21 protein-coding genes and 1 riboswitch are annotated in these 21,435 nt (G+C 55.7%); of the genes, 9 read left to right on the forward strand and 12 right to left on the reverse strand.

Annotated features, from left to right (window positions below):
- Positions 1–52: 52 nt before the first annotated feature.
- Entirely contained in the window at positions 53–898 is an 846-nt protein-coding gene (gene rsmA, locus QQ91_RS03775) for a 16S rRNA (adenine(1518)-N(6)/adenine(1519)-N(6))-dimethyltransferase RsmA (protein ID WP_166280240.1), read from the reverse strand.
- 221 nt (positions 899–1,119) lie between these two features.
- Here rsmA and QQ91_RS03780 point away from each other — a divergent pair, with 221 nt between their 5' ends.
- Both QQ91_RS03780 and QQ91_RS03785 read left to right on the forward strand, forming a co-directional pair.
- Positions 1,120–1,443, forward strand: a complete 324-nt coding sequence (locus QQ91_RS03780) for a DUF1825 family protein (RefSeq protein ID WP_166280243.1) — start codon at positions 1,120–1,122, stop codon at positions 1,441–1,443.
- Positions 1,440–2,291 carry an aminotransferase class IV gene (locus QQ91_RS03785; RefSeq protein ID WP_166280246.1) on the forward strand — a complete coding sequence of 284 codons (852 nt, stop codon included), beginning with the start codon at positions 1,440–1,442 and terminating at the stop codon, positions 2,289–2,291. The genes QQ91_RS03780 and QQ91_RS03785 overlap by 4 nt, the downstream gene beginning before the upstream one ends.
- Before the next feature lie 65 nt (positions 2,292–2,356).
- Here QQ91_RS03785 and QQ91_RS03790 read toward each other — a convergent pair whose 3' ends face one another.
- From QQ91_RS03790 to QQ91_RS03805, 4 genes are all read right to left on the reverse strand, one after another.
- Positions 2,357–4,084, reverse strand: a complete 1,728-nt coding sequence (locus QQ91_RS03790) for an alpha/beta hydrolase (protein WP_166280248.1) — start codon at positions 4,082–4,084, stop codon at positions 2,357–2,359.
- Between the two features lie 101 nt (positions 4,085–4,185).
- Complete coding sequence (locus tag QQ91_RS03795; protein ID WP_166280250.1) at positions 4,186–5,808, reverse strand: alpha/beta hydrolase; 1,623 nt, start codon at positions 5,806–5,808, stop codon at positions 4,186–4,188.
- 259 nt (positions 5,809–6,067) lie between these two features.
- Positions 6,068–6,247, reverse strand: coding sequence for a hypothetical protein (locus tag QQ91_RS03800; protein ID WP_166280252.1), 180 nt, complete (start codon positions 6,245–6,247; stop codon positions 6,068–6,070).
- On the reverse strand, positions 6,248–6,457 hold the full coding sequence (locus QQ91_RS03805) for a hypothetical protein (RefSeq protein ID WP_166280254.1): 210 nt from the start codon (positions 6,455–6,457) through the stop codon (positions 6,248–6,250).
- Positions 6,458–6,571: 114 nt separating this feature from the next.
- Positions 6,572–6,667, forward strand: a riboswitch (TPP riboswitch).
- Positions 6,668–6,676: 9 nt separating this feature from the next.
- On the opposite strand from QQ91_RS03805, the gene thiC reads away from it, so the two are divergent.
- Positions 6,677–8,050, forward strand: a complete 1,374-nt coding sequence (gene thiC, locus QQ91_RS03810) for a phosphomethylpyrimidine synthase (protein WP_166280256.1) — start codon at positions 6,677–6,679, stop codon at positions 8,048–8,050.
- Between the two features lie 62 nt (positions 8,051–8,112).
- Here thiC and QQ91_RS03815 read toward each other — a convergent pair whose 3' ends face one another.
- The 6 genes from QQ91_RS03815 to QQ91_RS03840 all read right to left on the reverse strand — a co-directional run bounded on the left by QQ91_RS03815 (position 8,113) and on the right by QQ91_RS03840 (position 15,150).
- Complete coding sequence (locus QQ91_RS03815) at positions 8,113–10,260, reverse strand: sensor domain-containing protein (RefSeq protein ID WP_166280258.1); 2,148 nt, start codon at positions 10,258–10,260, stop codon at positions 8,113–8,115.
- 169 nt (positions 10,261–10,429) lie between these two features.
- Entirely contained in the window at positions 10,430–11,635 is a 1,206-nt protein-coding gene (locus QQ91_RS03820; protein WP_236096060.1) for an aminotransferase class V-fold PLP-dependent enzyme, read from the reverse strand.
- Positions 11,616–13,256 (reverse strand): glycoside hydrolase family 3 N-terminal domain-containing protein, encoded by a 1,641-nt coding sequence (locus QQ91_RS03825; RefSeq protein ID WP_166280260.1) that lies wholly within the window; start codon positions 13,254–13,256, stop codon positions 11,616–11,618. Before QQ91_RS03825 ends, QQ91_RS03820 begins: the two co-directional genes overlap by 20 nt.
- Before the next feature lie 156 nt (positions 13,257–13,412).
- Complete coding sequence (gene rbfA, locus QQ91_RS03830; RefSeq protein ID WP_166280262.1) at positions 13,413–13,793, reverse strand: 30S ribosome-binding factor RbfA; 381 nt, start codon at positions 13,791–13,793, stop codon at positions 13,413–13,415.
- A 56-nt stretch (positions 13,794–13,849) separates the two neighbouring features.
- Positions 13,850–14,050, reverse strand: coding sequence for a DUF751 family protein (locus tag QQ91_RS03835; protein ID WP_166280264.1), 201 nt, complete (start codon positions 14,048–14,050; stop codon positions 13,850–13,852).
- Between the two features lie 209 nt (positions 14,051–14,259).
- Complete coding sequence (locus QQ91_RS03840; RefSeq protein ID WP_236096061.1) at positions 14,260–15,150, reverse strand: CsgG/HfaB family protein; 891 nt, start codon at positions 15,148–15,150, stop codon at positions 14,260–14,262.
- 226 nt (positions 15,151–15,376) lie between these two features.
- Here QQ91_RS03840 and ypfJ point away from each other — a divergent pair, with 226 nt between their 5' ends.
- The 6 genes from ypfJ to QQ91_RS03870 all read left to right on the forward strand — a co-directional run bounded on the left by ypfJ (position 15,377) and on the right by QQ91_RS03870 (position 20,847).
- Entirely contained in the window at positions 15,377–16,219 is an 843-nt protein-coding gene (gene ypfJ, locus QQ91_RS03845; protein WP_166280266.1) for a KPN_02809 family neutral zinc metallopeptidase, read from the forward strand.
- A 40-nt stretch (positions 16,220–16,259) separates the two neighbouring features.
- Positions 16,260–17,147, forward strand: a complete 888-nt coding sequence (locus QQ91_RS03850) for a DMT family transporter (protein ID WP_166280268.1) — start codon at positions 16,260–16,262, stop codon at positions 17,145–17,147.
- 145 nt (positions 17,148–17,292) lie between these two features.
- Entirely contained in the window at positions 17,293–18,486 is a 1,194-nt protein-coding gene (locus QQ91_RS03855; protein ID WP_166280270.1) for a class I SAM-dependent methyltransferase, read from the forward strand.
- 184 nt (positions 18,487–18,670) lie between these two features.
- Positions 18,671–19,396: an SDR family oxidoreductase gene (locus QQ91_RS03860; RefSeq protein WP_166280272.1), complete on the forward strand. Its 726-nt coding sequence runs from the start codon at positions 18,671–18,673 to the stop codon at positions 19,394–19,396.
- Positions 19,397–19,455: 59 nt separating this feature from the next.
- The gene (folE, locus tag QQ91_RS03865; protein ID WP_166280274.1) at positions 19,456–20,109 is read left to right on the forward strand and encodes a GTP cyclohydrolase I FolE; all 654 of its coding nucleotides are present in this window, start codon (positions 19,456–19,458) and stop codon (positions 20,107–20,109) included.
- Positions 20,110–20,127: 18 nt separating this feature from the next.
- Positions 20,128–20,847, forward strand: coding sequence for a pyridoxine 5'-phosphate synthase (locus QQ91_RS03870; protein WP_166280276.1), 720 nt, complete (start codon positions 20,128–20,130; stop codon positions 20,845–20,847).
- Positions 20,848–20,856: 9 nt separating this feature from the next.
- Here QQ91_RS03870 and QQ91_RS03875 read toward each other — a convergent pair whose 3' ends face one another.
- The gene (locus QQ91_RS03875; RefSeq protein ID WP_166280278.1) at positions 20,857–21,114 is read right to left on the reverse strand and encodes a DUF7219 family protein; all 258 of its coding nucleotides are present in this window, start codon (positions 21,112–21,114) and stop codon (positions 20,857–20,859) included.
- Positions 21,115–21,435: the final 321 nt, after the last annotated feature.

A 21,435-nucleotide genomic window follows, 5' to 3' on the forward strand; every position in this document is an offset into this window, starting at 1 on the left:
ATTGCCCACTGTAGCAGTGGAGATCCCCTTTGCTGACGAACCACGGCGAAAATTAAGATTCCGCGCCCCCCTCCATGGCACGAGCGGGAGCGGGTAAGCGTCGGCTCAGCTCAATCCACTGATCCAGGCCCAGATCTTCGGCCCTTACCTCCGGGGAGATCTGCATTGAAACCAGGGCAGCAGTGATTTGATCTTTGGTGAACATTGCCCCCAGGGTATTGCGCAGCATTTTGCGGCGAGTACTAAATCCCTGTTTAACTAAGGTTCGCATCCAGCGCGGTTGGGGAGCCGGATGAGGATAGGGGCGCGGAGTGAGGCGAATCACGGCTGACTCCACCTGGGGAGGCGGCTTAAAGGCCGAGGGAGGGACCGGGAAAAGCACCTCGCAATGGGCCAGGTACTGCACCCGCACCGATAGGGCCCCAAAGGCCTTCGATCCAGGCACCGCTGCAATTCGCTGGGCAACTTCGTTTTGCACCAGCAGCACAATGACCTCCAGGCTTTTTTCCAAAGGGCGATCGATCGGACCCAGAAGCTTTTCAAGAATCGGCCCGGTAATGTTGTAGGGAATGTTAGCCACCACCTTATTGATCTCGGAAAACACCGGATCGGCCTGCATCCCCACAAAGGGAAGATGCAGAAAATCGGCCTCCACCAGCTCAAAGCGCGGATGACCCTGGAAATGCTTGCGGAGATAACCACACAGATCCCGGTCAATTTCCACTGAAACCACTTTTCCCGCCTGGGCCAGCAGACGCTCGGTGAGCACCCCCTTACCCGGGCCGATCTCCAACACGTGATCCCCAGCGGACAAATGCGCCGCCTGGGCGATCTGATCAAGGACCGTCGCACTCTGGAGCCAATGCTGGCCAAATCGTTTTCTCGGGCGGGGTTTCATGGAGGTCTATTGTCCTATTTCGGTTTTCCCTAATTCATCTTTCCTAGGCTGGAATAAGGTCTAGAGCTACCATAGGGCTAGAGTCTTAAACTCCATTGAGGCCAGAGATGGCGCTGAGGACTGGGCAGGGTGGGGCGCCCCTTCATTGAGGCAAATCGCCTGCATCGGTAGAAAAGCCATCGCCAAAATTTATCCTTCCTTCGCTACCATTGAAAACCACCATGGGATTTTTCGAGTCAGACATTGTGCAACAAGAGGCCAAAAGCTTGTTCGAAGACTACCAGTCTTTGACCCAGCTGGGTAGCGAATACGGTAAATTTGACCGTGAGGGGAAAGTCATTTTTATCCAGAAAATGGAGGAGATGATGGATCGCTATCGAGTCTTTATGAAGCGATTTGAGCTCTCCGATGATTTTATGGCCAAGATGACGGTGGAACAGCTCAAGACCCAGCTGGGCCAGTTTGGCATGACCCCGCAGCAAATGTTTGAGCAAATGAACCAGACCCTGGAGCGCATGAAGCGGGAAGTGGAGACAGACCGTTGACTATTTTGACCAATCTTGACGGCCTTATTGCCCCCACAGCCTCCGTTTCTGTCCTGGACCGGGGCTTTCTCTACGGCGACAGCGTTTATGAAGTGGTGAGAACTTACAAGGGCCAACTCTTTGGCCTGGATCCGCATCTGCGCCGACTGCGTGCATCGGCAGACTATTTGTATCTGGAGATTCCCTGGAGCGATCGCCATATTCGCCATGAAGTTGAAAGAACCCTGGCGCAAGCAGATTGGCCTGAATCCTATGTTCGAATTGTAGTCACGCGCGGAACCGAGTCAAAAATTAGCCTGCAGCCGAGTCCCGCCCTTGAGCCGAGTCTACTGATTATTCTCAGTGCCATTGACCCCACGCCCACCCTGTCCCAGACAGGCGTGAACTTGGTGATTCCCGATCGTCTGCGCAATGATCAACGAGCCCTATCGCCGAAGGCCAAAACCGGCAATTATCTAAACAATATTCTGGCCCTGCTGGAGGCCCAGCAGCAGGGAGCAGACGATGCCCTGCTGCTGAACGGGGCGGGTCTGATTACGGAAGCAACCACCAGTAATCTGTGGGTTATTCGGGACGGCAGGGTGATCACACCCGATGACGACGTCGGAATTTTACAGGGCATCACCCGAGACTATATCTTCCAAATTCTAGAGCAGCACCATATCCCCCACCAAAAGGCCCACCTGAGGCCCTCGGACCTCGAAGGCATAGAGGAGGCGTTTCTCAGCTCCTCCGTGCGTCTGATTATGCCGATCCGATCCATTGATCAAAGGCCACTGCCCCACTGCCCAGGTCCAATGACCCAAAAAATTTGGGATGAATTTCTGACCCTGATGGACCCCACTTAATCTCTCCCACTGCATCTTTTCCCACTGAATTTTTTAGGATCTCTCTGAGAATCTTGAATCCTCCCTCAATTTCGGCTGCCCTCTGGCGGGGGCTGGGTGAAAACGAGGGGACCCGGCTGGCTAGCTTGGGGTGGGTTAGTCCCGGAGTCAAGCACCGGGTTAAGAACAGGGGGCAGGCCTCCAGAGAGTATACTCAGGGGTAAGGGGGGCTGGCTGAGAACCGCCCCATAGCCTGAGGATAAAAATGGCTGGTAGCTTTCAATTCCGCTTAAGTGACGGTTCATAAAGGCCAATCCCAGGGCTTTGAGATAGTCCTGAGCAATATCGGGACGTCGTCCCCAAAAGGCCTCTAGCTGAGGAATATTGCCCTCCTCCTCGGCCTCGGGGACTTGAATCAGGGAAAAATGCGTGCCGGCGTTGATCAACACAAAGTATTTCTGCGGCGTGGTCAGCCAGCTAAAGGGTCTGACCTGCTCAGGCACCAGGGGAGCAACGGTGTCGGCACTCCCGCCAACAATCATGGTGGGAATGGCAATATCACTCAGGCCCTGCGGCCCAAAGAGACTACTGCCGATGGGGTTCATCGCAATCACGCTCTTGATACGGGGGTCTGCGAGCTGATAGTCCTGCACTGGAATCCGCAGGTTCAGGCACTGCAGCAGCAGCGAAAGATTAAAGGTGTCATCGAGATTGACGGCACAGTCCCTTGAAAGCTGATTAAAGTCCAGCTTTGCTCCCGCTAGAGCCAGGGCAGTGTAGCCCCCGAAGGACTGGCCCATCACCGCGACCCGATTAAAGTCAAGGCGCCCCGCAAGATCGGGGGTGTTGGTCGAGAGCTGCTCTAGCTGATCCAGGGTAAAACTGATGTCCAGAGGTCGATCCAGAAATTCCATGCGATCAATCACATCGTTGGCTTGACCGCTGAGCAAGGCCTCTAGCTGGGCTTTGTTACTGCCCGGATGCTCGGGCACAACCACCACATAGCCCCAGGAGGCAAGATGCTCCGCCAGATAAACAAAGCTGGTGCGATCGGAGTTCAGACCGTGGGAAATGACCACCATGGGGCGCGCAGTGGCCTGATCCAGGACAGGAAGATAGAGATCCACCGGAAAGGATCGCGATCGCCCCGTGTAGTCCAGGCGTTTCTTGCTGTTATCGGTCAGGGGCAAGGAGATTCGGCGCCAGCGTTCCGGACCAGGCCGGGCCAGATCCAGGGTCCAGGACTCCGATAGGCTTACCTCTGCCTTGCCAGCCTCGGATTCAATGGCGGTAACCACCTGGTTGGTCTGCGCTACGAGCCCTTGCACCTCTTCAAACAGGGCCAGCCCAGTCCTGAGATCCACATGAATGCCCTGGGTCGGATACTGCTTGAGGACGTTGAGAGCGGTGAGGCCCTCCTCCTGCGCAGCCGCTAAAATCAACGCCGACCGGAGGGCAAAGAATCCCCCCTGACCTGACTTAGGCTGCACCACCTCAGAAATTCGCCGGAGAAGGCGCTCACCAATGGGCGTGTATAAAAATTGGGAAATCGTGAGCGGGTCTAAATCGACTCGCTCACGCAGTCCACTGCGCACTTGCTCTAGCTGGCCACGCTTAAAGAAGCGGCCATAGGTGATTAAGTTATCGGTGTAGCGCCCTTCACGCACAAATATCTCCAGAGCCTCTATGGAAATGGATCGCTCAAACAGAGAATAGGACGCATAGATGCGCTCAGCGGCATGGACAGGACGCAGAGCGGCGCAAGCCAGCAATACCCCAAGGGCGCTTAGCCCTCGCCGGTAAACATGTTTCATGAGGGTTGAAATGGCAGGACAGTGAAGGGAAACACAAAGCTTTGCTTCAATCAGGGGAGAGCGATCAGGTTTGATCGGTGACGGTATCTGGATCTGTGACCCTATTTTACATGAGTCAATGAATATTCCTTCTGGGGGCGAATTGTGACGCCAAACACCGAAAGATCAGGCTGATTGAGCGACTTAACCGTGACTGGCAGAGAAAAGACCGGTGGGTTGGATTGCACAGGCAAATAGGTTGCAAAAAAACTTAGCGCGATCGCCCTAAGGACGACTCGGGTCTTGCGACTGATGGTCTCTGGACTACCGGCGGGACCATTGAGGAGGGCATCCTGGGCAGAGAGATCGCCGATACTGGAAAAATGATTTGCCTGATCAAGGAGCAGCAAATGCTGGTGAGGACTGGACAGCTGTTGAAAGGCGGCCCACTGTTCCTGGGCTAGGGGGGCAATGTAGTCTGTGCCGCCTGCCACCATCAGCAGGGGAATTTGAATGTTTTCCAGTCCGGTCGGGCCAAACAGCGCACTGGAAATCGGATTGACCACCATCACGGCCTTCACGCGAGGTTCGGATAACTTAGGCAGGGGGACAGAGATGGCAGCAGCTTGGCATTGCAGGAGCAGCGACGGGTTAAACGCCTGCAGGGAACCTTGTTGGCAGGTTTGCCGCAGTTGGGGCAAATCCAGCTGTCCCCCGGCGTTGACTAGGGCGGTATAACCTCCAAAGGAATGTCCGATGATGCCCACCTGGTTCAGATTAAGACGCCCCTTCAGCTGCGGATCAAGGTGACTTCGACGGGTCAATTCATCCAAAATAAACTGGATGTCCAACGGACGATCAATAAACTCCTGGGGACGAGAGATCTCGCTCAGTTCGCTCTTGAGGAGCGCCCGCCAATAGGCAACGGAACTCCCTAAATGCTCGGGAATGATCACCGCGTAGCCATAGGAAGCCAGGTGTTCGGCTAGATAGGTGTGGGAGGTTCGACCTGCACCCAGACCATGGGAGAGAATGAGGACAGGGGCCGGGTCACCCCGATGGGGCAGGTAGAGATCCAATGGCAATGACCGGACGCTGCCCGAAAATTGCAGGCGCTCAGAACTCGAGTCTTGCAGTTGTAGACTTCTCGTTTGCCAGCGAAACGGGCCTACCTGAGTTAAGGCTTGCACCTGGGAAGGGAGCAGGGGTCGGATCGAGGCCGTTGCGTCCAGGGATCGCTGCTTAATTTCCTGCTTAACCTGCTGCTGATCCGCAGTTGCTCTCTGCAGCAGCTTGAACAGTCGCAGTCCTTCCTGCACGTCAACACGAACTCCCGCTGCCGGGAAGTGACGCAGTAGCCCCAATAGCGTGATGGATTCCTCCTGAGCCGCCGTCAAAATGATGGCGGTGCGCAGGGCAATCACGGAGTCCATTTCAGGTGCATCGGCCTGCACGAGCTGGCTGAGATCTTCTAGAAATCGATATCCACTCGAGGTGGATAGGAACCGGGCCAGCACCTGGGGAGGAATGTGCAGAGACTGGTTCAAGGTGCGCCGTAAATCCTCAAGTTGGGTAGGATTGAGTCCTCGGAGGTAGGAGTTTAACAGCGGCGATCGCTCCCCCTTGGTGGCGTAGGCTTCCAGATCGGCCACGGGCAGCTCTAAACTCAAAAAGGAATATTGAACCCGCAGGGTGTCTGCGGCCTTGAGGGGGAGCGCCACCTGCAAAGCCAGCAGGATGGACATAAGACCGGATCGAATCCCCAAGCTTGGCCGTGACAGGACGGTTCCGGGGAACCCGATCCCCCGTCTCCTTGGCATGGAGTTCCCCCGCATCGGGGGTAGAGCGCGCCAGCTATTCATCAAGATTCCAGTTCAATCCAGAGCGATCGCCTGAGTTGATGCTAGCAAACCCCAGGAACCCGCGAGTCAACCCCCTGCGCTTTGCTGAATTATTGCCGCCGCAATCCAGTTCTCAGGCCGGGACAACCCATGGGGCCATCATCTATTGGACCACCTGTTCCACTGACCGGTCCAGGGCCGCTCCACAGATCTCCGATGCACCCTCTAGGAGCGTGGCATCGACCCGATCGCGATCCAGGGGAGGCGGGGTGAGGGGCATCCGTTGCAGGTGGGGTTGATGGATCGGCACGGGCTGGGGCAAGGTAAACAGCTGAGCTTGCATCTATTCAGCCACCGCCTCAGGCGCGGGACCAAGCGCCTTGATCAAAGCCGCGTAGCGATCTTGCACCGCAGTCGGAACCTCCTCGGGCCAGGTTTCTAAGGTTTCATACCGCCAGATCCAGGGCCAAGAGGCTAATTGCTTTTGCAGCTGATCGATGAGGCGAATCAGAGTGGGCTGAAGGCGTAAGGCAAGGCCATGCTGCCGGGTCACCCGGCTGGTTCATGAATTAAGTTTCATCGACGGATACGATTTGTTGCATTCCCCTAAGATTACTAGAGCTGTCCCCGGAGAAGCAGATGTTCTTTAAAACAAAGTGGTAGGATTCAAAACAGCTAGGGGTGCCCACCCTTGGGGCTGAGAACAAACCCTTAGAACCTGAGTCCGGTTAGTACCGGTGGAGGGAAGCTGTTTATGTCAGAGGACAAACCTATGCGTAAAGATTGGGTCGCCAAGCGTCACGGTCAAGCGAACGTCTCGCAGATGCACTACGCCCGTCAGGGAATCATCACGGAAGAGATGGACTACGTCGCCCAGCGAGAATCACTGCCGGTGGACTTGATTCGGGATGAAGTGGCCCGCGGGCGCATGATTATTCCGGCCAATATCTGCCATGAAAACCTGGAACCCATGGCCATTGGGATTGCCGCCAAATGCAAGGTGAATGCCAACATTGGGGCTTCTCCAAACTCCTCTGGCATCGAGGAGGAGCTGGCCAAACTCCAGCAGGCGGTGAAGTACGGGGCCGATACGGTGATGGACCTCTCCACAGGCGGGGGCAACCTGGATGACATTCGCACTGCGATTATTCAATCCTCTCCCGTGCCCATTGGCACCGTTCCCATCTATCAAGCTCTGGAGAGCGTCCATGGCAATGTGGAAAATTTGACCCCCGAGGATTTTTTGCATGTGATTGAGAAGCATGCCCAGCAGGGCGTGGACTATATGACCATTCACGCCGGCATTCTCATTGAACACCTGCCCTTGGTGCGCCACCGGATTACCGGGATTGTGTCGCGGGGCGGCGGCATCTTGGCCCGGTGGATGCTGCACCACCATCGGCAAAATCCCCTCTACACCCACTTCGACGACATCATTGAAATCTTTAAAAAGTATGATGTCTCCTTTAGTCTGGGCGATTCCCTGCGACCTGGCTGCACCCACGATGCCTCCGACGACGCCCAGTTGGCAGAATTAAAAACCCTGGGGCAGCTTACTCGCCGCGCCTGGGAACACGATGTCCAGGTCATGGTAGAAGGCCCCGGACATGTGCCCATGGACCAGATTGAGTTTAATGTCCGCAAGCAAATGGAGGAATGTTCAGAGGCGCCATTCTACGTCCTTGGACCTTTGGTAACCGATATTGCCCCCGGATACGACCACATCACCTCTGCCATTGGCGCTGCCATGGCGGGATGGTATGGCACGGCAATGCTCTGCTATGTGACCCCGAAAGAGCACTTGGGTTTACCCAATGCAGAGGATGTGCGCAACGGTCTGATTGCCTACAAGATTGCGGCCCATGCGGCGGATATTGCTCGCCATCGTCCCGGTGCCCGCGATCGCGATGACGAGCTGTCCAAGGCCCGCTATGCCTTTGATTGGAACCGGCAGTTCGAGCTGGCCCTCGATCCCGATCGGGCCAGGGAATATCACGATGAAACCTTACCGGCTGACATTTACAAATCCGCTGAGTTTTGCTCCATGTGTGGCCCTAAGTTTTGTCCGATGCAAACCAAGGTAGATGCTGATGCCCTCACGGAGCTGGAAAAATACCTGGCCAAGGAAACCGAAACTGTGGGGTAGGAGGGGGCACTCCAGCCCAATCTCTGAGAAACCAACTTACGGTGGCTTGGACAACGAAGCCCCTAGGAGGCCATTCGTGCCTGTATGGGGTTAGGTTGCGTGGGACCGGTGGGGGCAGGCTGACCCTGGAGACGGCCCTGGAGCAGGGCCGTTGCCCGGTGGGCCGTTAAGGGGTGATCAAACAGGTAGCCCTGCCCCTGGGGACAGCCAATTTCCCTGAGGATGTCTGCCTGGAGATGGGTTTCAATGCCCTCGGCAATGACCCCCATGTTTAAACTCTGGGCGATCGCCAAAATAGCCCGGATCACTTCGGGGTTATCGTGGCGGTGTCGGATTTGTTGCACAAAGGACTGGTCAATTTTAAGGTAATCGATGGGAAGCTGATGCAGATAGCTCAGCGAGGAATAGCCCGTGCCAAAGTCATCCATGCAAATTTGCATCTGGTTCTGTTTAAGGGCTAGAAGCTGATCCCGCGCAATTTGGGTGTTTTCAAGGATGGTGCTCTCTGTAATTTCGAGCTTAATCTGGTTAGGCTGGACCCCAGACTGGGCTAAAATTTGCTGAATATGTCCGGCAAAGTTGGGCTGGCTTACCTGTTGACTAGACAGGTTAACCGTCACAAACAGGGGCAGCGGCGATCCCTCCAGGGTATTCCAATACTGCATCTGAGTACAGGCCTGCTGAAGCACCCAATTTCCCAAGGTCAAAATTTGCCCCGTTTCCTCGGCAATGGGAATGAAGAGATGGGGAGGAATCAACCCCCGCTGGGGGTGATTCCAGCGCAGCAGGGCTTCAAATCCCAAAATCCGCTGGGTGCGTAAACAAACAATGGGTTGATACTTCAGCTCAAACTCTTGCTGGGCAATAGCGCGCTGCAGGTCCACCTCTAGCTGCAGCCGCTGCTCAGCGCGGGCCTGCATCTCTGCCGTGAACAGGGCATAGCTGGGCTGACTGCGGGCTTTGGCCTGGTACATGGCAATGTCAGCCCGGCGCAAATAATCCTCCGCGCTCAGGGGGCAGTGATCGCTCAGGGCAATTCCAATGCTGGCCCGGGGATAAAATACCTGATCATCCAGGTGAATGGGAAGCGCCAGCACCTGTAATATCCGCTGTGCAGTTTCAGTGGCGTCCTCCCGTCGGGTCACCTTCTTGAGGAGCACAATAAACTCGTCTCCCCCCAGCCGAGCCACCGTATCCTCGGGACGCAGCGCCTGGGAAAGCCGATGAGCGATCGCCCTGAGGAGCTGATCACCAGCCCGATGGCCCAGGCTATCGTTCACCAGCTTAAAGCGATCTAAATCGAGGAATAAAACTGCAAAGGCATCGCTGGCGCCTCTCCGGTACTTCGCAATTGCCTCCGTCAACTGGTCCAACAGGAGCGTGCGGTTGGGCAACCCCGTCAGGGGGTCATGGAGCGCATCAAACAAAAGCTGAGCCTGGGCCCTGCGGCGCTCCGTAATATCCGTCATGGACCCGGCAATTCGATAAAGTTCACCCCGATAGTCCCGCAGCGCCATCCCCCGACAGAGCACCCAGAGATACTGGCCGTTTTTGTGCCGAATCCGATGCTCCATCTCTAGCTGCTCTAGCCGACCCTGGCGATAGTGATCCAGGGTGAGTTGAAACTTGTCTAAATCCTCAGGATGAATTCGCTCCAGCCAGTCTTCGAGGGTATTGCCCATCTCGTGAGGATCTAGGCCCAGCATCGATTGCCAGCGTTCCGAGAAATACAGGGTTCGCGTTTGAAAGTCCCAGTCCCAAATACCATCATTGGCCGCTTTAATCACCAGAGCATAGCGCTCTTGGGTTTTTTGCAGCACCGTTTCGGCCTCCTGCTGGGCCGTTAAATCCGTGGCAAAGGCCACGCTGTACTCTCGCTGCCCCATCCTCAGGTAATGGGCCGTAACCTGCACCGGCAGCAGTTCTCCCGACCGGGACCGATGGCAAGAGGCAAAGCTGAGGCAACCTGAGGCGGTGAGCTTTTGCCAATAACTCCCCCAGGTTAGGGGAGAAGCATTGGGGTCAATATCAAACACGGACAACTTTTCCAACGCCGCCTGGGTATAGCCGAGGAGTTGACAGGCTGCTTGATTGACGCGGAAGATGCGAGCGTCCTGCTGAATCCATAGAACAGAAACAACGGTGTGCTCAAAGGAAAAATCCGCAAGCTGAAGGGCCTCTTGAGGCGTTAATGGGGTGGATTGAATCATTGACTGCAATGATAACAAGTGCGGTCCTTAGAATCCGAACTTCCCCCCAGAGACAGATTGTTATTCTACTTAAATGTACAGGAATTTCAGGGCTTCTGTGATCCGTAAATTCCCGGAATCTTCCCCACACCGGCTGCAGGCCCTGACCCAGGGGCAAATATGGAGGGATCTAGCATAGATTTGCCTGAATCTGCTGATAGAGCGCCTCGATTTCCGATTCCAGGGTTAGGTAATGTACGCAGGCCCTGATGCAGTTTGGGAACTTAATCAAACGCAGCAGAAAACCTTGATCCTCTAGCTGATGCACAAATTGGAAATGATCCACCCCCTCTAGCTGAAAGGAAACCAACCCAGAGTCGGGCGCACAGGGCAGTAAGCAGTTTACGCCAGGGATGGATTGCAACCTATCCCAAAGCTGTTGGGCCAGCATCTTGATGCGCTCATAGCGATCTTGAGGCGACAGCAGCGCGCCATGTAGCTTAAGGGCCCTCTGCAAACCGACCCCCAGGGGAAAGGCTGAGGTCGCGACTTCAAAGCGGCGCCCGTCAGGATACCAGCGGGTGGGACGTCCCTGGGCATCCGTAGGACCGGATCGCCACCCCAGATAGGTGGGCTCAAACTGATCCAGGCTGGCAGGTGGAATATACAGTCCCCCCAGCCCGTCGGGACCACACCACCATTTATGGCCGGTAAAGGCATAGGCATCCACCTCCAGAGATCCCAACGAAGGGGGCAGCATTCCCACCGATTGGGCCGCATCCACCACAATTAAAAGGTTCGGATTGGCCACTCGGCAGGCAGCGGCAATCTGCTGAACTGGCAGAACCTCTCCGGTATTCCAAAGCACGTGACTGAAGGCAACGACTCGGGTTTGGGGTTGGACCTGTGCGGCCAGAGTCGCAACGAGGGTCCCCTCTCGCAAGGGCGCCAGGATTGGGCAGATGTCCACCTGCACTCCAAAGCGATGGCCCAACTGCCGCCCAATGGCCATGACCGTAGGATGCTCGCAATCGGAGAGAAGCAGGCGATCGCCCGGCTGCCAGTTGCAACCCCACAGGGCAATATTGCCCCCCCCCGAAACAGACTCAGTTAGGGAAAGGGTCTCAGGAGGAACCAATAGCTCGGCGGCCATGGCCTGGCGAGTATTTTCCACCTGATCACTCACCCAGCCATTGGCCTGACTGGAAAACGGCCCGACGCGCTGGAGATACTGATAGGCGCGCACCATCTCATCTAAGGCAGGTTGGGGGAGCGGGCCTTGACCGCCAAAATTAAAGTAATAGTTATGGCCCAGGGCAGGAAACTGTTCACGGTGGGCCAGGAGTTGTACGGGAGACAATACATCCATCTTGAGTTTAGTTGCCGGTAAGGTCATGGGAAGCCAAGGGCGGCAAAAGCGCCTCTAACACCAATTGCTGCGCCAGAGGCATTTGGCCATAGGAAAATCCGTAGGGCAGGGTCTCAGGCAGCTGGGGGAAGAACTCCGCCAGCAGATCGGGACTGCCGTAGATCACCAAGGCTTCCAGGCACTGGCGACGCAATAATTGGTTAAACCAATGGCGCGCAGAGTCTTGCAGCCCTGCCGAGCCGCAAAAGGAATTGCCGCGCACAAACAGTTGCAAAATGGTCGGCCAAGCAGCCTGACGATCTTGTTCCAGCTCTAGATCCAGACCGTGGGCATCAATCATCTGCACCTCGTAGCCCTGGGATTGCAAATGGGCCACCGCAGGGGCCTGCGGGTGCAAAAAGTCGCACTCTAGCAGGGAATCCACCACAATAACGGTGCGGCCGGGCTGGGCGGACCGAGAGATCTGCCCCCGGCACTGATTGGAGTCACGCAGCAGATCGCGGATAACCTGGAGGCACTGGGGCTGCGCGATCGCCTCCAGGTCAATGGGGGAAGGCATCTGCTGCTCCCAAGCGTGGGGGTGCAATGCGGAGTCCGCACCGAAGGTGGTGATTTTTTGCTTGGTGCGCCAAATTCGTTCTAGCGACGCTTGAATGCGCTCGGCAGCAATGCGTCCGGTTTCCACCGCATCACACAGGGCCGCGATCGCCCCTGGCGGATCGGCAGGCATCATCAACAGGTCTGCGCCGGCCTCAATGGCCAAAACCGCCGCCTCATTGGGACCATAGGGGTGGGCAATGGCGCCCATCACCAGGGCATCGGTCACAATCAGGCCCTCAAACCCCAGATCCTGACGCAGGAGTCGGGTCAAAATTCGGTCCGAAAGGGTGGCCGGATAAATCCGATCCAGGGCAGGAATCCGCAGGTGTGCGCTCATGATGCTATCCACCTGCGCAGCGATCGCCGCTTGAAAGGGCGGAATTTCCACCTGAAACAGGCGATGGCGAGGGTGGGGAAGCTCCGGTAGCTGCAGCGGGGACTCAATGACGGTGTCCCCATGGCCGGGGAAATGCTTAGCCGTGGTGATGATGCGATGCTGCTGAGCGCCCTGAATATAGGCGGTGGCCAGATCAGCAACGATCTGAGGGTGATCGCTAAAGGCCTGCACATTCATCACTGGATTGTGGGGATTGTGGGGGACATTCACCACCGGCGCAATCACCCAGTTCAGACCAATGGCCAGAGCCTCTTGAGCCGTAAAGCTCCCCATTTGGCGGGCGTAGAACTTGGCCTTGGCTAAATCTCGTTGTGCAATGGCGCCCAGAGCCATGGGAGGGGGGAACCAGCTAGCACCTGAAAACCGTTGCCCCACCCCCTCTTCAACATCTGCGGCCAGCAGCAGCGGAATTTTGGCCCAATCTTGTAGCTCCTGAGTCCGCAGAGCCAACTCTCCCGCACTGGCTCCCAGAAGGATGACACCCCCCACCCCCAAATCCTGAAGCCAGTGCTTCAAGGTGGCCGCCGGGGGTTCCCAACTGGGATAGCGAATTTGATGGTCGAACAGATAGCCAGAGGCGCGCACCACCATGAGCTGGGCTACCTGCTCAGCAAGGGTCAGGTGGCTCAGATCGGGCAAAAGATGCTTCACGTTGGCTCACGTTGGGTCAACATCAAACTCATCCTCCACCCGTGGCTTTGCCCCTCCAAACCCAAGCGCTGCTTTAAACCGGTTCCAAACATATCGCAACCTATGGAAGTCGCCCTTGGGAAGTGCGCAGACCCAGCACAAACCACGGCGCGAGTGTCAATCCAGACTAAAGTCTGCCACCTTTTTCTCCCGGCTGAGCTGATTGAGTAAGGACAGGACCTGGGTTCCCTCTTCAATTCCCCGATCTTCAATAAAGGAAATTTCCGGGGTGCGGCGCAGCCGAATTCGATGCCCCAGTTCTCGCCGCACGAATCCCTTTGCCGCCTTGAGGCCTTCCATCGTGATCTGCCGGGCTTCCTCCGAGCCATAGACACTGACAAAAATTTTGGCATGCTGAAGGTCACCAGACACATCCACATTGGTGACACTCACCATTCCTGTTCCGACCCGCTCATCTTTAATTCCCTGTAGCAGCATTAGACTCACTTCTCGCTTAATCATCTCGGCAACGCGCGAGACTCGACGTCCGGTAGCCATAGGTTCACCTCTCCTGCAACGGAATAAATGGGGGTCGTTTCCGCCCTGAGCTTAGTCTATACCGATAATCCCAGCATCGCCTTGAGGGTAAAGGTTAGAAACATAATCCCGCTGAGCACAATCCCCACCAGCGCAATGGCAGTGGTGGGTCGCTTTAACAGGGGCACCAGCGGCTCAATGAAGTTCCAGAAGACCCCGACGGTCAAGGCAATGAGATAGCGAGGATATCGAAGAACGTTTTCAAAAAACTCTTGCATGATAAAACTTAAACGCCAACAGGAATAGCGTTTTATAAATGCTGACGCTGTTTATCCTAAGGCATCGGCGGGGGGGAGTGCCAAAACCAGTGGCCCTATTCCACCGCCTGGGCGCGATCGCCCACCTTGAATCCGCGGCCTGCCAAAATTTTACCCACCGAGGACCGAGGCTGAACCTCCACCAGCTGCACCCGACCGATGGGCTGGGTTTAGCGGCGCAGAAGCTGTCCGGTGACCGGATCTTTCACCTCCTTGACCACGCGAAGTACCGCAAGAATCATGCCGGGACGGAATCCATGTTCTCCCCCTTTATTGAGAATCAACTGTGAGCTGGTCACATCGGCCACTAGCATTCCGGCGGTGGGCAGAACCGCTGGCAAAGCTTCTAATTTGGGGGAAAGGGCCGCAATTTCCTTCACCACGTTGTCCACCGCCTGCTCAGCCGCAGCGCCCAGCAGGCGATCGCGGCTACTCGATTCAGAGGTGGTGGTCACGCCCAAAATACTTTCCCCGGCGGACTCACTCGAGACCTCTCCTAAACCTTCAAAGGCTCCGAGAATTTCCCCCGTGGCAGTGCTGACCAGGCGAGTGGTGATCTGAACCGCCGCGGTTTCCTGCTTGCGACCTTTCCCAAAGATACTGCCGATGGAAAACCCCTTTTTCTTTTCTTCGACATAAAACCGGGTAATGGAGCCAAAGATGACGGCATCAACCCCCAGCAGCCGCCCAATCTGGACGGCTGTGCTGGGCTCGACTCGACCGCTCTGGCCAAAGTTTTGCTCAGCTAAAATTTTATTCACCTGGCTGCGCTCAATCATCACGTAGGTGCCATCTTGAACCATTTTGTTCGTCAACAGGTTGCTAATGCCCTTAGAGGCCCCATTATTTTCAAACAGCCCCAGGGCAAACCCGGTTTCACTCACGCTGGCAAAATCAAAGTCCAGAACCGCAATCCGTCGATTTCCCTTCACCTTAATTTGTTCGACGCCAAGATCCGAGGCCAGGGACTGGGCAGCAGAGAAGGTCGGTAGGCTTCCAGACACAATCAAAACTGAAGAGAATAGAGCGATCGCCAGTAATCCTTTCTGTTTAGAAGACATAGCGGTACTTACCTGTATTTATAGCCAGATTTTTTATCACTATACCGATAGCAGAAAAATTTACATACGTTTTTTTAGGGGGCCCCTGCCTCACAATCATGAAACCGGTGCTGTCCGCAACTGCTCCAGTTCCGGGCAAGTGCTTACCGCTTCGGTCCGAGGGATCGCAGCCACAATCTGGGCTAGAATACCCAGGCAATTAAATTTGGCTGGGAGCCATAGCCGGATGCGTTGGCAACGGGGACGTAGAAGCCTAAACATTGAGGATCGCCGTGGAATAGGGGGACCGGCCGTTGCCGCAGGGGGAGGGATAGGGGGATTCATTCTGGTGCTGGTCGCGATGTTGCTGGGCATCGACCCCAGCTTTATCCTGCCGCAAGGAGGGCCGCCCCCCGCCGTTCCCCCTCCATCTGTGGGAGATCAACACGAAGCGCTGGTTGATTTTGTCTCCGTGGTGCTAGCCGATACGGAGGACACCTGGAAACCGCTGTTCCAAGAGATAGGTCGGCCATACCAAGAACCTAAACTGGTGCTATTTCGCAACCAGGTGAACTCGGCCTGTGGGTTGGCCCAGGCCGCTGTGGGTCCCTTTTACTGTCCGGCCGATCAAAAAGTGTATATTGACCTGTCCTTTTATCAAGAATTGCGCACCCGTCACAACGCGCCTGGAGACTTTGCCCAGGCCTATGTCATTGCCCACGAAATTGGCCACCATGTGCAAACCCTGCTAGGCATCTCTCAACAGGTGCAGCGGGCAAAGGGTCGGGTGAATCAGCGCGACGCCAATCAACTGTCAGTGCGCCAGGAACTCCAAGCCGACTGCTATGCAGGGATCTGGGCCCACCACGCTGACCGAGCCAGAAATATCCTGGAGGCCGGGGACATCGAAGAAGCTCTCAAGGCCGCCAGTCAAATTGGGGATGACACCCTCCAAAAACAAGCCCAGGGTTACGTGGTTCCCGACAGCTTTACCCATGGATCCTCAGCCCAGCGAGTTCGCTGGTTTAAACGGGGGCTGCAAACAGGTGAAATGAATCAGTGCGATACCTTTAGTCCCCCCCAAGTGTAAATCTCCCTAAATGTAAGTCCCTTCCAGTACAGGTATGCCCATGAGCCCCCTTGGCGAGTTTGCCGCGATTACCGCAGCCTTCATCTGGGCCGGTGCTTCGGTGATCTATGCCCGACTGGGTCAGACGTTTGCACCCATGGGGCTGAACTTTGCCAAGGGAGCCATCGCGGTGATCCTGCTGCTACTGACTCCCCCCCTATGGCAGCAGGACTGGGCCAGCGTGGAATTACAGCCCGTAGCGCTCCTAGCCCTGAGTGGGGCACTGGGAGTGGGGGTGGGCGATACGCTGTTCTTTGAAACCCTCAAGGCCCTTGGGCCACGGCGTACCCTATTGCTGGAGGCCCTGGCCCCCGCCGTGACCGCGGCCCTGGCCTGGCTGTTTCTACAAGAAGCCCTCCCTGCGATCGCCTGTGCTGGGATAATGCTGACGCTGCTGGGAATAGCCTGGGTCATTCGAGAGCGCACACCAGAGGGAACCCATGACCCCCACCTCCGTCGCGGTTTGACCTTGGGATTGGGATCCGCCCTGACCAATTCCACCGGGGCTCTTTTGGCAAGGGCAGCCCTTACTGACACCGCTATTGATCCCGAGCTAGCCGCTCTGGTGCGAATAGGGGCAGGCCTAGTGCTCCTGATCAGCTGGGGGCTGGGACGAGGTCTGATGCTGAAATGGTGTCGAACAATTTTTCTCAGTCCCCAGGTTAAGGCCCTATGTTTAGCCGCCTTTGGGGGAACCTATCTGGGCATTTGGCTGCAGCAGGTGGGCTATAAATATGCTCCTGCAGGCATTGCCCAAACCTTGCTGGCTACCAGCCCCCTGTTTATTTTGCCCATCACCCTTGCCCAGGGAGAGCGGGTCAGTCCTCGCGCCTGGCTCGGTGCCATGGTCTGCGTTGCTGGGGTTGCCACCTTATTTTTAGCCCGCTGAGGGCCTTTGGCTCTGTCCCCAAATTGGCACAGGGATTTTTACCGAGTGATTCAGATCCCCATCTGGAACATACATTGGGGACAACAAAGGGGTATCCGCGATTCGGTACACTCAAGGGGCTGAGTATCTGATTGCTTGAATTCCCATGACTGACTCCAATGCTGTCAGCGCCGCCGTCGCTAAGCTCTACGACACCTATCCCTTCCCACCGGAACCCTTTCTAGACGAGCCCCCCCCTGGCTATAACTGGCGCTGGAATTGGATCTCGGCCTTTAACTTCTGCGCTGGGTACAAGCCGGAGCGCCAGGATATCAACATTCTAGATGCAGGCTGCGGATCAGGCGTGAGCACCGAATATCTGGTGCACCTCAACCCCCAAGCCCAGGTAACAGGCATTGACCTGAGTGGCGGTGCCCTTGAGGTTGCCAGGGAACGCTGCCAGCGATCTGGGGCCGATCGCGTCCAGTTCCGCCATCTGAGTCTCTTTGATGTGGATCAGCTTCCAGGGGAATTTGATTTAATCAATTGCGTAGGGGTGCTGCACCACACCGCCGATCCCAAAGGGGGAATCCAGGCCCTGGCGCAGAAGCTTGCCCCTGGTGGGCTGCTGCATATTTTTGTGTACGGGGAGCTAGGCCGCTGGGAGATTAAGCTAATGCAGGAAGCCATTGCCCTCCTCCAAGGCGATCGCCGTGGGGACTACACCGATGGGGTGCAGCTTGGACGCCAGCTGTTTCAAGCCCTACCAGATCACAGCGCCCTCGTGCGGCGCGAGAAGGAACGCTGGGCCTTAGAAAACCAGCGCGATGAATGCTTTGCTGATATGTACGTTCATCCCCAGGAAATTGACTACAATATCCGAACCGTCTTTGAGCTGATTGCCGCCTCGGGCCTCTCCTTCCTGGGATTCTCAAACCCCCATCTCTGGAGCCTCGATCGCCTTGTGGGTCAGGCCCCCCATCTCATGGAGCGAGCCAAGGATCTCTCGGAGTTAGACTATTATCGTTTGGTGGAAATCCTCGATCCGGGGTCTATCTCCCACTATGAGTTTTTTCTGGCCAAGCCACCCTTTGAGCGTGAAGACTGGACCGAGGATGCCAGGCTCCTAGAGGCGACCGCCGAGCTGAATCCCTGCAATTCAGGTTGGCCTAGCCAATCCTTCTTTAACTATGATTACCAGCTAATCAAGATTGACCCGGCGCAGTTCAAGTTTATGAAGGCCTGTGAGGCGGCCCCCAATGCTAAGATCGAGCAGCTCATCGAAGAAACCCAGTTTTCCCTTTCGCAGGTACGTTCCCTCCTGGATCAGCAGATCATTATCCTGTCTCGTCCCCACTGATCGCCCTGAGGAGGGGTCGCAATGTGACCCGTTAATCTGTTAACATTTGTTTACATTGTGGTGAGGGTTGTCCCCTTGCCGATCTGAGTTGCGGCTGAGCGTTGACTGTGAGCAGGAAGTGTTGGGGAATGCCCTTACTTCATCCGCAGGTTAAAGTTGTTTCGTAGAGGCTTAAAATCGGTACATGACCCGAGTTAAAGGGCAAAGTGCTTTAATTACTGGAGCCAGTCGGGGGATTGGTCGAGCCAGTGCCATAGCCTTTGCAAAAGCCGGCTATCGGATTGGGCTCATCAGCAGAAACCAGTCCGCCCTTGAGGCCGTTGCCCAGGAAATCCACCATCTAGGGGGTGAGGCAGTGGTCATGGCGATGGATTTGACGGAGGTCTCGCAAATTCCACAGCGGCTCACGGCGTTTCAAGCAGAACTGGGAGAGGTTGAGGTGCTGGTTAATAATGCTGGCATGGCCTACACCGGGGCGCTAGCAGAGATGCCCCTGGAACAATGGCAACAGCTGATGACCTTAAACCTAACCAGTGTGTTTCAGTGCATTCAAAGCATTTTGCCGCAGATGCGCCATCGTCAACGCGGCACCATTGTCAACGTCATTTCTGTGGCAGGGAAGCAAGCCTTTCCAGATTGGGGTGCATACTGCGCCAGTAAATTTGGACTGATGGGATTGACCAAGTCCTTAGCCCAGGAAGAGCGGACCCATGGCATTCGCGTGATTGCATTTTGCCCTGGCGCCGTTAATACACCGCTCTGGGACACCGACACGGTAGATGCAGACTTTGACCGTGCCGCCATGCTTACGCCCTCGGATGTAGCGCAGGCAATGGTCCAGACGGTTACCCTTCCCCACCATGCTGTGGTGGAAGAAATTGTGCTCATGCCCAATGCCGGAACCTTTTAAAGGATCCAATTCGCCTTGATTTGGCGCTGTCCATATTCACATAAACCTATCCTTTCCTTATGTCTACTGTTTCCATGAACACCACCTCCAGTCTTAACGGGGCAGGACTAGCCGAGCAGCTCTTGGAGTCAAATCGGCCCGTTCCTGAACTGGAGGACATGGCGGCGGCGGTTGAGAAAATTCTCCTCGGGGTTGGCGAAGATCCAGAGCGGGAGGGTCTTTTGAAGACGCCCATGCGCGTGGCCAAAGCGATGAAATTTTTAACCAGTGGCTACGACCAATCCTTAGAAAAACTCATTAACGGTGCCATCTTTGATGAGGATCACAACGAGATGGTGCTGGTTAGAGACATTGATGTGTTCAGTCTTTGTGAACACCACATGTTGCCATTCATGGGGAAGGCTCACGTGGCCTACATTCCCAATCGTAAGGTCATTGGTCTGAGTAAACTTGCCCGCATTGTTGAGATGTTCTCCCGGCGATTGCAGGTGCAGGAGCGACTGACCCGCCAAGTGGCCGAGGCCATTCAGGAAGCCCTAGATCCCCAAGGGGTGGCCGTGGTGATGGAGGCCAGCCATATGTGTATGGTCATGCGCGGAGTTCAAAAGCCAGGGTCTTGGACCGTAACGAGCTCGATGGTGGGCGTGTTTCAGGATAGTCAAAAAACCAGAGAGGAGTTTTTAAACTTGATCCGCCACCAGTCTAATTTTTAAGTGCAAGAGAGAAGAACCGTGCCAACTCTAGGGGTCAATATTGATCACGTTGCCACTATTCGTCAGGCGCGCCAGACCGTGGAACCCGATCCTGTCGGGGCCGCGGTACTAGCAGAGCTAGGGGGGGCAGATGGAATTACGGTCCACCTGCGCGAAGATCGTCGGCACATTCAAGATCGCGATGTGCGCTTACTCCGGGAAACTGTCCGCACCCACCTCAATTTGGAAATGGCGGCAACCGCGGAAATGTTGGCCATTGCCCTCGAGATTCAGCCAGACTATGTGACCCTGGTTCCAGAACGTCGCGAAGAGATTACCACGGAGGGCGGCCTTGATGTCGCTGGCCAGCTTGATAACTTGATCCAAGTGGTCACCCAGCTTCAAGGAGCGGGGATTCCCGTGAGCCTGTTTGTCGATGCAGCCTCCGACCAGATCAAGGCCTGCGCTGCCACCGAGGCAAAATTTATTGAGCTGCACACTGGGGCCTATGCAGAGGCCCAAAGCGAAGTGGCAATTGCCCGCGAATTGGAAGTTTTGGCCCAGGGCTGCACCCTAGCGCAGAAGTTAGGCCTGCGGGTGAATGCCGGTCATGGCCTTACCTACTGGAACGTTTACCCCGTGGCTCAACTGCCAGGGATGGAAGAACTGAACATCGGCCATACCATCGTGAGCCGCGCAGTGCTGGTGGGCCTAGAGCGGGCCGTTCGGGAAATGAAAGCCGCCATCCGTGGCGGCTAAAGCTAGCGGCTAAATCGCCTGATCCTCATCAGGGGAAAAGGGATTTTCTCCAATCCGCAGGTGCTTCTTAGATTGCTTTAAACTTTTCCACAGATTTTTGATCTGGGCATAGGACTCCTCAGGCGTAATCTTGCCATTGGATTCCAAGCTAGAGATGTACACTACTTGATAGGCAAATTCCTGCAGATTTGCGTTAAAGACCAGGTTTTCTGGCTTAACGGCACCGCGATATCGCTGATAGGGTCTTAAAAATTCGGATGCTGACATCGCTCTATCCCTTGTCTAGTTTCCTAGTGTCTAGTTTCCTTGGTCTGGCGTGATTCTCTAGCGGTAAGCCGTTTATTGCATTAGGGTTCCCGCGAGCCGAGTCGGTCTTCTCTGAATCCTATCAATCTTATCTAATCTTAACTGGCCCCACTCTAGCCTCTGCCTGAAGTATTATCATCTCCTAACGATCCGGACCCCAGCTAGCGGAAAATGCAGCGATCGGAGGAGAGCTGATAGATCAATTGGCCAGTATGTCGGAGGGAAACATCCTTGCAAAACCGGTGAGGCATGGTAATCTTTGTGGGATTATGGGGTGAAACG

It is taken from the genome of Lyngbya confervoides BDU141951 (assembly GCF_000817775.3).
In the GTDB taxonomy this organism is placed as follows: Bacteria; Cyanobacteriota; Cyanobacteriia; order Thermosynechococcales; family Thermosynechococcaceae; genus Lyngbya; species Lyngbya confervoides.

Bases quoted from the DNA above. Each gene is read 5' to 3' on its own strand.
- rsmA (WP_166280240.1), bottom strand. From the start codon at position 898: ATGAAACCCCGCCCGAGAAAACGATTTGGCCAGCATTGGCTCCAGAGT.
- thiC (WP_166280256.1), top strand. From the start codon at position 6,677: ATGCGTAAAGATTGGGTCGCCAAGCGTCACGGTCAAGCGAACGTCTCG.
- QQ91_RS03860 (WP_166280272.1), top strand. From the start codon at position 18,671: ATGACCCGAGTTAAAGGGCAAAGTGCTTTAATTACTGGAGCCAGTCGG.
- QQ91_RS03780 (WP_166280243.1), top strand. From the start codon at position 1,120: ATGGGATTTTTCGAGTCAGACATTGTGCAACAAGAGGCCAAAAGCTTG.
- QQ91_RS03840 (WP_236096061.1), bottom strand. From the start codon at position 15,150: ATGTCTTCTAAACAGAAAGGATTACTGGCGATCGCTCTATTCTCTTCA.
- QQ91_RS03835 (WP_166280264.1), bottom strand. From the start codon at position 14,050: ATGCAAGAGTTTTTTGAAAACGTTCTTCGATATCCTCGCTATCTCATT.
- folE (WP_166280274.1), top strand. From the start codon at position 19,456: ATGTCTACTGTTTCCATGAACACCACCTCCAGTCTTAACGGGGCAGGA.
- QQ91_RS03875 (WP_166280278.1), bottom strand. From the start codon at position 21,114: ATGTCAGCATCCGAATTTTTAAGACCCTATCAGCGATATCGCGGTGCC.
- QQ91_RS03800 (WP_166280252.1), bottom strand. From the start codon at position 6,247: ATGCAAGCTCAGCTGTTTACCTTGCCCCAGCCCGTGCCGATCCATCAA.
- QQ91_RS03795 (WP_166280250.1), bottom strand. From the start codon at position 5,808: ATGTCCATCCTGCTGGCTTTGCAGGTGGCGCTCCCCCTCAAGGCCGCA.
- QQ91_RS03855 (WP_166280270.1), top strand. From the start codon at position 17,293: ATGACTGACTCCAATGCTGTCAGCGCCGCCGTCGCTAAGCTCTACGAC.
- QQ91_RS03815 (WP_166280258.1), bottom strand. From the start codon at position 10,260: ATGATTCAATCCACCCCATTAACGCCTCAAGAGGCCCTTCAGCTTGCG.
- QQ91_RS03790 (WP_166280248.1), bottom strand. From the start codon at position 4,084: ATGAAACATGTTTACCGGCGAGGGCTAAGCGCCCTTGGGGTATTGCTG.
- QQ91_RS03850 (WP_166280268.1), top strand. From the start codon at position 16,260: ATGAGCCCCCTTGGCGAGTTTGCCGCGATTACCGCAGCCTTCATCTGG.
- rbfA (WP_166280262.1), bottom strand. From the start codon at position 13,793: ATGGCTACCGGACGTCGAGTCTCGCGCGTTGCCGAGATGATTAAGCGA.
- QQ91_RS03820 (WP_236096060.1), bottom strand. From the start codon at position 11,635: ATGACCTTACCGGCAACTAAACTCAAGATGGATGTATTGTCTCCCGTA.
- ypfJ (WP_166280266.1), top strand. From the start codon at position 15,377: ATGCGTTGGCAACGGGGACGTAGAAGCCTAAACATTGAGGATCGCCGT.